The sequence below is a fragment of the Pseudomonas sp. TWI923 genome (assembly GCF_039673365.1).
In the GTDB taxonomy this organism is placed as follows: Bacteria; Pseudomonadota; Gammaproteobacteria; order Pseudomonadales; family Pseudomonadaceae; genus Aquipseudomonas; species Aquipseudomonas sichuanensis.
Map to the genome: position 1 here is coordinate 57,808 of NZ_JBDJLM010000022.1, position 9,573 is coordinate 67,380.

Sequence of the window (9,573 nt, forward strand, 5' to 3'; positions counted from 1 at the left end):
ATCACCTGTGCCGCCCTCGTTCCTTGAGGGCCGCACCAGAAGACCAGGCTCGCTAGCCCACTTCGAATAACGCCATGGCCTCGACATGCGCCGTCTGAGGAAACATGTCGAGAATCCCGGCCCTTTTTAACCGGTACCCCTGCCCGACCAGCACCTGCGCGTCTCGCGCCAGCGTGGCCGGGTTGCACGATACGTAGACCAGCCGTTTCGCGCCGAGCCGAGCGATGCCTTGCACCACCTCGTAAGCCCCGTCGCGCGGTGGATCCAAGAGTACCGCAGAAAAGCCCTCGGCGACCCATCCGGCGCCCGCCAAAGGCTGCGATAAATCGGCCTGAAAAAATCGTGCGTTATGCACATTGTTGCCGCGGGCATTGGCCTCGGCGCGCTCGACCATGGCCTGCACGCCTTCGACTGCCACCACTTCCCGCGCCTGCCGGGCCAACGGCAAGGCGAAGTTGCCCAGGCCACAGAACAGGTCCAGCACCCGCTCATCCGCCTGCGGCGCCAGCCAGGCCAGGGCCTGCTGGATCATCAGGGTGTTGACCTGGGCATTGACCTGCACGAAGTCGCCCGGTCGCCAGGCCAGTTGCAACGCCCAAGGATCCAGGGCAAACCCCAGCTCACTTGCGTCATCCACCGGTGCCGGGTCGCCTTCGCCCTGCAGCCACAACTGGGCGCCGGCCTCGCGGCAGAATGCCTCGAGGCGCGCCAGGTCTTCAGCAGGAAGGGCCGCCACATGGCGCACCAGTACCGCTTCGGCACTGCCGCTGAACAGCTCCACATGCCCCAGTGCCTGCGGCTTGCTCAAGCTGCGCAGTACGGTCGGCAAGTGGCGGAAAATCGACTGCAAGGGTTGTACCAGTACCGGGCACTCGTCGATGGCGACGATGTCCTGGCTGGCCTCGGCACGAAAGCCCACGTCCAGTTGACGGGCCTTGGCGTCCCAGCGTACGGCCACCCGCGCCCGGCGTCGATAGCCGAACTCAGGCCCGCTCAGGGGCGCGGCCCACTCGTCCGGCTGGATGCCGGCGACACGCTGCAACTGCTCGGCGAGGGTACGCTGCTTGAGCGCCAGCTGGCCGTCATGGGGCAGGTGCTGCAGGCTGCAGCCACCGCAGCGCTGGTAATGTTTGCACGGCGCCTGGCGACGCTCGGGGCTGGCCTGGAACACACGCTCAAGGCGCGCCTCGACTACCTTGCCGCGGGCCGCGAGCACCCGCGCTTCAACCTCTTCGCCGCCCAGCGCACCGCTGACGAACCAGGTGCGCCCCTCGACGAAGGCGATGCCGCGGCCATCACCGGCCAGGCGCTCGATCTGCAGGCGCTGCTTCTTGCCCACGGGCACCTGGGTGCTACGGTCACCGCCGGCCGGCTGGAAGCGCAGGCCGCTGTTGCTTTTCTTTCTGGACATCAGTTGGTATCGAACAGGCCGGTGGAAAGGTAGCGGTCGCCGCGGTCGCAGATGATGGCAACCATCACCGCGTTCTCGACTTCACGGGACAGGCGCAGCATGGCCGCCACCGCACCGCCGGAAGACACGCCACAGAAGATGCCCTCTTCGCGGGCAAGGCGGCGGGTGGTCTCTTCGGCTTCCTGCTGCGACATGTCGACCACGCGGTCGACCCGGGTGGCGTCGAAGATCTTCGGCAGGTATTCCTGGGGCCAGCGGCGGATGCCGGGGATGGCCGAACCTTCCATCGGTTGCAGGCCGATGATCTGCACCGCCGGGTTCTGTTCCTTCAGGTACTGCGAGCAGCCCATGATGGTACCGGTGGTGCCCATGGAGCTGACGAAATGGGTGATGGTGCCCTGGGTCTGTTGCCAGATCTCCGGCCCGGTGCTGTTGTAGTGGGCAATCGGGTTGTCGCCGTTGGCGAACTGGTCGAGCACCAGGCCACGGCCTTCTGCCTGCAGCTTTTCAGCCAGGTCGCGCGCGCCCTCCATGCCCTCTTCCTTGGTCACCAGGATCAACTCGGCGCCATAGGCGGTCATGGCCGCCTTGCGTTCGGCGGTGGAGTTGTCCGGCATGATCAGGATCATCTTGTAACCCTTGATCGCCGCCGCCATGGCCAAGGCGATCCCGGTGTTGCCGGAGGTCGCTTCGATCAGGGTGTCGCCGGGCTTGATCTGATTGCGCAGCTCGGCACGGGTGATCATCGACAACGCCGGGCGGTCCTTGACCGAACCTGCCGGGTTGTTGCCTTCGAGCTTGAGCAAAAGCGTGTTGCTGGTAGCCCCGGCGATGCGCTGCAGGCGAACCAGAGGCGTGTTGCCGACGCAATCGGCGATGGTTGGGTACTGCAGGGTCATGGGCGTTATCGCAATCCGGACGGCAGGGGCGCCTATCATACCGGCAAACCCCGCGCGGCCATATCACGCAATTGTCGGACGCTATAGCTGCCAGCTATAAGCCTGGTAGCGAGCCCGAGGCATCGCACTTCGTGGCAGCAGGCTTGCCCCGCGATGAATCGCAATCACCCGCCGCCAGGCGCATGCAAACCCTCAGCCCACGCTCGCCGTTCTCCGCCCACACCCTGCCGCCCTGACGCCGAATGGCACTGCGGGCAATGCTCAGCCCCAAGCCGAAACCACCATCCCCCGGCCGCGAACCGTCGAGCCGCGAGAACGGCGCGAAGATCCGCTCCAGGTCCTCCTCGGCCACGCCCCCGCCCTCGTCTTCGAGGTCGATGCGCCAGTAACCGCCTTCGCGTTTTCCACTCAGGCGTACATGGCCGTCGATCGGCGAATGACGAATGGCATTGCGCAGGATGTTCTCCAGCGCCTGGGCCAGGTGATTGAGATTGCCCTGCACCCAGCAGTCGAGCGGCACGTTACAGACCAGCCGCTGCGGCGCCCAGCCACTTTCATAGCAGGCATTTTCGCTGAGCATGTCCCACAACACCGGCAACTGGATCGGCTCCAGGTTCATCGGTGCACGCTCGGCATCCTGCCAGGCCAGTTGCAGGGTGTCCTCGACCAGTTGCTGCATGCCGTCCACCTCGCGGTGCACGCGCTCGCGCAGGCGCTGCAGGTCGGTTTCGCCATCACAGGCCACGCGCAAACGGCTCAACGGGGTGCGCATTTCATGGGAGAGGTCGCGCAACAGCTGCTGCTGCAACACCACGGTACCCTGCAGGCGCTCGGCCATCTGGTCGAAGGCCCGGGCCAGTTCGCCCAGTTCGTCACGGCGCTGGATGGTGCGCGAGTCGAGCCGCGTGGTGAGCTGGTCGGCACGCCAGGCGCGGGCCTGCTCGCGCAATTGATTGAGCGGCACGATCAGCATGCGGTACAGGCCAACGCACAACAGCAGGGTGAATAACCCAGGAATGATTCCGTTGGTGATCACCCGCCAGAAAAGGCGGTACTGGCCCGGGTTGAAGCGCTCGGGCAACTCGATCACCAGCGAGCCCTGGTCCGGGTCTTCAAGAAACGGTATACGCAGCCAGGGCTGGCCGATGCTTCGTCGGCTCATGGGCCAGTCGACCCCGCGCAAACGGGTCAAGCGCTGAACTTCGGCGCTGCCCAGGCTGAAGCTACCCAGCGGCCGGAGGTCACCGTCGAGTACGCCGACCCAACCCTTTTCGCGCGAATGCATCCCCTCCAGCCAACGATCCACCCCCTCCCGCCCACCTTCTTCCCAGGCTTGTTCGGCTTCAGCGGCATAGCCGCGCAATACCTGGCGGGCCGGCTCGGAGAGGAAAGCGTTCTGGGTTTCCATGTGCCGGCCCCAGGTGTAACTCAGGCCGATCATCAATAGGCAGAACCCCACCAGCAGGATGGCCAGCTTCCAGAACAGCGAATGACGATCGAGCACGCTCAGTCCGCCTCGCCCGCGCCAAACAGGTAGCCCTTGCCCCACACCGTGCGGACCTGCCGCTCGTGGTAGCCGATGGCCTTGAGTTTGCGGCGGATCTGGCTGACGTGCATGTCCAGGCTGCGGTCATGGCGGGCGTAGCCGCGTTGCAGCACTTGCTGATAAAGGAAGGGCTTGCTCAGCACTTCGTCCTGGCTGCGGTGGAGGATGTCGAGCAGGCGGAATTCGCTGGGGGTCAGGCCCGCCCAGGCACCCTCAAGGCTGACATCACACAGTGGCTCGTCGAAGTGCAGCTGGCCGACGCCAGCCTCGTGCGGCACCTTGGCGCGACGCTCGAAAGCCACCCGGCGCAGGATCGCCTCGATCCGCACGCGCAGTTCAGCAAAGCTGAAGGGTTTGGGCAGGTAGTCGTCGGCGCCGCGCTCAAAGCCAGTGATCCGGTCCGCCTCGGCCCCCAGCGCCGACATCAGGATGACCGGCGTGGCACTGTGCCGACGCAGGCGTGCCAGGGCGTCCAGGCCGTTGAGGCCCGGCAGCAGGATATCCATCAACACCAGGTCGAACACCTGGCGCCCGGCGGCCTCCAGCCCTTCCAGGCCGTTGCGGCACCAGGTCACCTGGAAGCCGCCGCGCTGCAACTCTTCATGCAAGTAGGCACCCAGGACAGGGTCGTCCTCGATGGCCAGGATACTGGACTCGTGAATAGCTACGGGATTCATTGGCAACTGCCATCAATTCTCAGTTGCGCGATTATTGGCTATACCGTCTTGCCAAGGCAACCGCTGCTCGACCGGCGCGAACCTCGATGCGGACCGTACAGGCGCTCGCGAAGCGCAGAGCGGCATGCCCCGGCAGACAAAAACCAATACAAATGAGTGCATTGCCACCAAGCCCGGAGTAACGTTCCCGCTGGAGCGCGCTTGCGCGTTGGCACATGACAGGAGACAGGTGTGCTCGATCGTTTGGGAATCCGCAGCCGCGTGCTGCTGCTGGCGTTGCTGCCAGCCAGCCTGATGGCCCTGGTGCTGGGCAGCTACTTCACCTGGCTGCAGCAGAACGAACTGCGCACGCAACTGTTGCAACGCGGCAAGATGATCGCCGAGCAACTGGCCCCGCTGGCCGCCCCGGCCATGGCCCGCCCGGCCCCGGAGCAGTTGGAGCGCATCGCCGCCCAGGCGCTGGAGCAGTCCGACGTGCGCGCCGTGGCGTTTCTTGCCGCCGACCGCACGCGCCTGGCACACGCCGGCCCGAGCATGCTCAACCAGCCCCCCAGCGGCGGCACCGGCACACAACTGTTGCAGCGCACCGGCAATGACGCCACCCGCTACCTGATGCCGGTGTTCGGCCATCACCGCGACCTGGCCACCGATGCCGTGCCCAACGAGGCCGAGCGGCTGCTCGGCTGGGTGGAGATCGAGCTGTCCCATGACGGCACCCTGCTGCGCGGCTACCGCAACCTGTTCACCAGCCTGCTGCTGATCTTCGCCTGCCTGAGCCTGACCGCTCTGCTCGCCGTGCGCATGGGCCGCACCATCAACGGCCCGATCAACCGCATCAAGCATGCGGTCAACCAGCTCAAGGACGGCCACCTCGACGCACGCCTGCCGGCCATGGGCAGCCATGAACTGGACGAGTTGGCCGCGGGTATCAACCGCATGGCCGAAACCCTGCACAGCGCTCACGAAGAGCTGCAGCACAGCATCGACCAGGCCACCGAGGACGTGCGCCAGAACCTGGAAACCATCGAGATCCAGAACATCGAGCTGGACATGGCGCGCAAGGAAGCTCTGGAAGCCAGCCGGATCAAGTCCGAGTTCCTCGCCAACATGAGCCATGAGATCCGCACCCCGCTCAATGGCATCCTGGGTTTCACCCATCTGTTGCAGAAAAGCGAGCTGACCCCACGCCAGCTCGATTACCTGGGCACCATCGAAAAGTCCGCCGACAACCTGCTGGGGATCATCAACGAGATCCTCGACTTCTCCAAGATCGAGGCCGGCAAGCTGGTGCTCGACAGCATCCCGTTCAACCTGCGCGACCTGATCCAGGACACCCTGACCATCCTCGCCCCGGCGGCCCACGCCAAGCAGCTGGAGCTGCTCAGTCTGGTGTACCGCGACACGCCCTTGTCGCTGGTGGGCGACCCGCTGCGGCTCAAGCAGATCCTTACCAACCTGGTGAGCAACGCGATCAAGTTCACCCGCGAAGGTACGATCGTGGTACGCGCCATGCTCGAAGACGAGCAGGAAGACAGCGTGCAACTGCGCATCAGCGTGCAGGACACCGGCATCGGCCTTTCGCCGCAGGACGTACGCACCTTGTTCCAGGCCTTCAGCCAGGCCGATAACTCGCTGTCGCGCCAGCCCGGCGGCACCGGCCTGGGGCTGGTGATTTCCAAGCGCCTGATCGAGCAGATGGGCGGTGAGATCGGCGTCGACAGCACCCCGGGCGAAGGCTCGCAGTTCTGGATCAGCCTCAATCTGCCCAGGGCCCACGACGATATCGAGGAGCAACCGCTGCAGGCGCTGCTGGGCCGCCGGGTGGCCATCGTCGACGGCCATGACCTGGCGCGCCAGGCCCTGGAGCATCAGTTGGAGGACTGCGGGCTGTCGGTCTGCCTGTTCACCTCCTACGACCAACTGTTGCAGGCCGTGCACGCGGCCGCGCAAGCCGGGCAGCCATTCGATTTCGCCGTGCTCGGCACCAACCTGGGCAGCCTCTCGCCCGAACAGCTCGGCCACTATCACCAACAACTCGAACGCCAGGGCTGCCAGTGCGTGGTGCTCTGCCCGACCACCGAGCAGCCGCTCTACCAACCCTACCTGCCCAACGCCCATGGCCAGTTGCTGGCCAAACCGACCTGCACACGCAAGCTGCGCCGCCTGCTGCTGGAACTGGTGCAACCGCGCCGCCCACTCGGCGAACAGCGCCATGTCACAGGCGAGCGCATGCCCAAGGTGCTGTGCGTCGACGACAACCCGGCCAACCTGCTGCTGGTGCAGACCCTGCTTGAAGGCATGGGCGCCGAAGTGCTGGCGGTGGACAGCGGCTTCGCGGCGGCCCAGGCCGTGCAGGATGAACCCTTTGATCTGGTCCTGATGGATGTCCAGATGCCGGGCATGGACGGGCGAGCCTGCACCGAGCAGATCCGCCGCTGGGAAAGCAGCCACAGCGGTCCGGCGCTGCCGATCGTCGCCCTGACCGCGCACGCCATGGCCAATGAAAAGCGCGCCTTGCTGCACAGCGGCATGGACGATTACCTGACCAAGCCGATCAGTGAGCGCCAGCTGGCCCAGGTGGTGATGAAATGGACCGGCCTGAGCCTGGGTGCCCCACAACCCGAACGCAGCCCCGAACGCATGCCCGACAGCAGCGAACTGAAAGTGCTCGACCCCGAGGAAGGGCTGCGCCTGGCCGCCGGCAAACCGGACCTGGCGGCGGACATGCTGGCCATGCTGCTGGCCTCGCTGGCGTCTGAACGGGAGGCCATCCTTGCGGCCCGTGAAGCAGGCGACCACGCCACCCTGATCGAGCGCGTGCATCGGCTCAACGGCGCCTCGCGCTATTGCGGCGTGCCACAGTTGCGTGCGGCCTGCCAGCGTAGCGAAACCTTGCTCAAGCAGGACAACCCACAGGCCCAGCAGGCGCTGGATGAGCTGGACCGGGCAATTGTCCGCCTCGCGGAACAGGCACAATGCAGCGTGTGATCGAGTATCCCGCGATGAGGCCGCCACAGCCCATACAGATCAATAGACGCCCTGCCCGTCTGGCTAGACTGGCGGCGTAGCCATAAAAGGAATACCGCCATGCGCGCCCTCTTGTTCAGCAGCCAGCACTACGATCAGGAAAGCTTCGAGCGTGCCGTCGCAGACACGGCCCTGGAGCTGCACTACCAGCCCGCGCGCCTGACCCTCGACACGGCGGCCCTGGCCTGCGGTTACGAGGTGATCTGCGCGTTCATCAACGACGAACTCGACGCCCTGGTGCTGGAGCGCCTGGCGGCTGGCGGCACGCGCCTGATCGCCCTGCGCTCGGCCGGCTACAACCATGTCGACCTGGCCGCGGCGCAGCGCCTGGGGCTGGCGGTGGTGCGGGTGCCCGCCTACTCGCCGCACGCCGTCGCCGAGCATGCCGTGGCCCTGATCCTGGCCCTCAACCGGCGCCTGCACCGCGCCTACAACCGCACCCGCGAAGGTGACTTCACCCTGCATGGCCTGACCGGCTTCGACCTGCACGGCAAGACCGTCGGCGTGGTCGGTACCGGGCAGATCGGCGTGGCGTTCGCCCGCATCATGGCCGGTTTCGGCTGCCAGCTGCTGGCCTACGACCCCTACCCCAACCCCGAACTGCTGGCCCTGGGGGCACGCTACCTGACGCTGCCCGAGCTGCTGCGCGAAGCCCGCATCATCAGCCTGCACTGCCCACTGACCGAACACACCCGGCACCTGATCAACGCCCACAGCCTGGCCCAGCTGCAACCCGGCGCCATGCTGATCAACACCGGCCGCGGCGCCTTGGTCGACACCCCGGCGCTGATCGATGCGCTCAAAAGCGGCCAGCTCGGCTACCTGGGGCTGGATGTGTATGAAGAAGAGGCGCAACTGTTCTTCGAGGACCGCTCCGACCAGCCCCTGCAGGACGATGTGCTGGCGCGGCTGCTGACCTTCCCCAACGTGATCGTCACCGCGCACCAGGCGTTCCTGACCCGCGAGGCGCTGGATGCCATCGCCGCGACCACCCTGGACAACATCACCCGCTGGGCGGCAGGCAATCCGCAGAACATCGTCGAAGGTTGATGCTAGGATACGCGGCAATTCTGGAGGACCCATGGTCGAACACGATTTCCGCTACACCCTTTTCAACCCGCAACACACCCTGATCGAATGCCGCGCACTGGTGCCGGGCCGTTACCAGGTCACCGGCAACGGCGGCTCGATCCAGAAAAACGACGTGCTGCTGGTCAGCCTCAAGGGCAGCAAGACCCTGTCCATGCGCCTGACCGTGGACACCGTCCGCCACCTGATCAACCCAAGCGGCCAGTGGGTCGCCGTGGCCAGGGGCCCGGTGTTCAACGAGCTGGAAATCCACGAATGGCAGGTCAAGTGCGACAGCTGCGACGCCGTGCTGGATTTCGAGTTCGCCGCTGAAGCCAAGCTAGGCAAAAAAGGCCACGCACCGGCCGCCAGCGCCCGCGTGGCAGAGCTGGGCTGGGCCAGCCAGGGCGACAAGCACCTGTGCCCACAGTGTCAGGAGCGCGCTGAGTGAAACAGCTGTTGAGCGCCGCGCTGATCGCCGGCGGCCTGATGGGTTGTGCAGCGCAGCCTTCGCCCCTGCAGCAGGAGCAGAGCTATGTGCTGGAATGGATCGGTGAGCGACCGCTGATCGACTACAGCCACCTTACGCTGACCCTGGCCAACGATGGCCGCGCCTACGGCAATGCCGGCTGCAACCACTGGTTCGCACCGTACACGCTGAACGGCGAGCAACTGAGCTTCGGCAAGGTCGGCAAGACCCGCAAGCTGTGTGCGCCCGCCTTGATGGACCAGGAAAAACGCTTCCTGCAGGCGCTGGAAACGGTACAGCGCTGGGATGTGTCGCCGATCGAGCAGATCCGCTTCTGGCCGGCTGAAGGCAAGCCGTTGCGGTTCTGGCCTGAAGAAGGCTGAAACTCCCGGGGCTGCTTTGCAGCCCTTCGCGGGTAAAACCGCTCCCACAGGGGTCGCGCCTATCTGTGGGAGCGGGGTTTACCCCGAAGGGCC

Annotated in this window: 8 protein-coding genes; 4 read left to right on the top strand and 4 right to left on the bottom strand. The window is 65.7% G+C overall.

The window, feature by feature from the left end:
- Positions 1–52 precede the first annotated feature (52 nt).
- From rlmD to ABE459_RS11710, 4 genes are all read right to left on the bottom strand, one after another.
- Positions 53–1,411 (bottom strand): 23S rRNA (uracil(1939)-C(5))-methyltransferase RlmD, encoded by a 1,359-nt coding sequence (gene rlmD, locus ABE459_RS11695; protein WP_323831585.1) that lies wholly within the window; start codon positions 1,409–1,411, stop codon positions 53–55.
- Positions 1,411–2,310: a cysteine synthase CysM gene (gene cysM / locus ABE459_RS11700; RefSeq protein WP_110993024.1), complete on the bottom strand. Its 900-nt coding sequence runs from the start codon at positions 2,308–2,310 to the stop codon at positions 1,411–1,413. Before cysM ends, rlmD begins: the two co-directional genes overlap by 1 nt.
- 94 nt (positions 2,311–2,404) lie before the next feature.
- Positions 2,405–3,814 carry a sensor histidine kinase gene (locus ABE459_RS11705; RefSeq protein WP_258705870.1) on the bottom strand — a complete coding sequence of 470 codons (1,410 nt, stop codon included), beginning with the start codon at positions 3,812–3,814 and terminating at the stop codon, positions 2,405–2,407.
- A 2-nt stretch (positions 3,815–3,816) separates the two neighbouring features.
- The gene (locus ABE459_RS11710) at positions 3,817–4,533 is read right to left on the bottom strand and encodes a response regulator transcription factor (protein ID WP_125462976.1); all 717 of its coding nucleotides are present in this window, start codon (positions 4,531–4,533) and stop codon (positions 3,817–3,819) included.
- Between the two features lie 231 nt (positions 4,534–4,764).
- Here ABE459_RS11710 and ABE459_RS11715 point away from each other — a divergent pair, with 231 nt between their 5' ends.
- The 4 genes from ABE459_RS11715 (at position 4,765) to ABE459_RS11730 (ending at position 9,480) form a co-directional block, all read left to right on the top strand.
- Positions 4,765–7,521, top strand: a complete 2,757-nt coding sequence (locus ABE459_RS11715; protein WP_125462975.1) for a response regulator — start codon at positions 4,765–4,767, stop codon at positions 7,519–7,521.
- Positions 7,522–7,620: 99 nt separating this feature from the next.
- Positions 7,621–8,610, top strand: coding sequence for a 2-hydroxyacid dehydrogenase (locus ABE459_RS11720; protein ID WP_323831587.1), 990 nt, complete (start codon positions 7,621–7,623; stop codon positions 8,608–8,610).
- 31 nt (positions 8,611–8,641) lie between these two features.
- Positions 8,642–9,079, top strand: coding sequence for a hypothetical protein (locus ABE459_RS11725; RefSeq protein WP_125462973.1), 438 nt, complete (start codon positions 8,642–8,644; stop codon positions 9,077–9,079).
- Positions 9,076–9,480: an META domain-containing protein gene (locus tag ABE459_RS11730; protein ID WP_110993018.1), complete on the top strand. Its 405-nt coding sequence runs from the start codon at positions 9,076–9,078 to the stop codon at positions 9,478–9,480. The genes ABE459_RS11725 and ABE459_RS11730 overlap by 4 nt, the downstream gene beginning before the upstream one ends.
- Positions 9,481–9,573: the final 93 nt, after the last annotated feature.

Excerpts from the sequence above, each read along its gene's own strand:
- ABE459_RS11720 (WP_323831587.1), top strand. The coding sequence starts at position 7,621 with ATGCGCGCCCTCTTGTTCAGCAGCCAGCACTACGATCAGGAAAGCTTC.
- rlmD (WP_323831585.1), bottom strand. The coding sequence starts at position 1,411 with ATGTCCAGAAAGAAAAGCAACAGCGGCCTGCGCTTCCAGCCGGCCGGC.
- cysM (WP_110993024.1), bottom strand. The coding sequence starts at position 2,310 with ATGACCCTGCAGTACCCAACCATCGCCGATTGCGTCGGCAACACGCCT.
- ABE459_RS11725 (WP_125462973.1), top strand. The coding sequence starts at position 8,642 with ATGGTCGAACACGATTTCCGCTACACCCTTTTCAACCCGCAACACACC.
- ABE459_RS11710 (WP_125462976.1), bottom strand. The coding sequence starts at position 4,533 with ATGAATCCCGTAGCTATTCACGAGTCCAGTATCCTGGCCATCGAGGAC.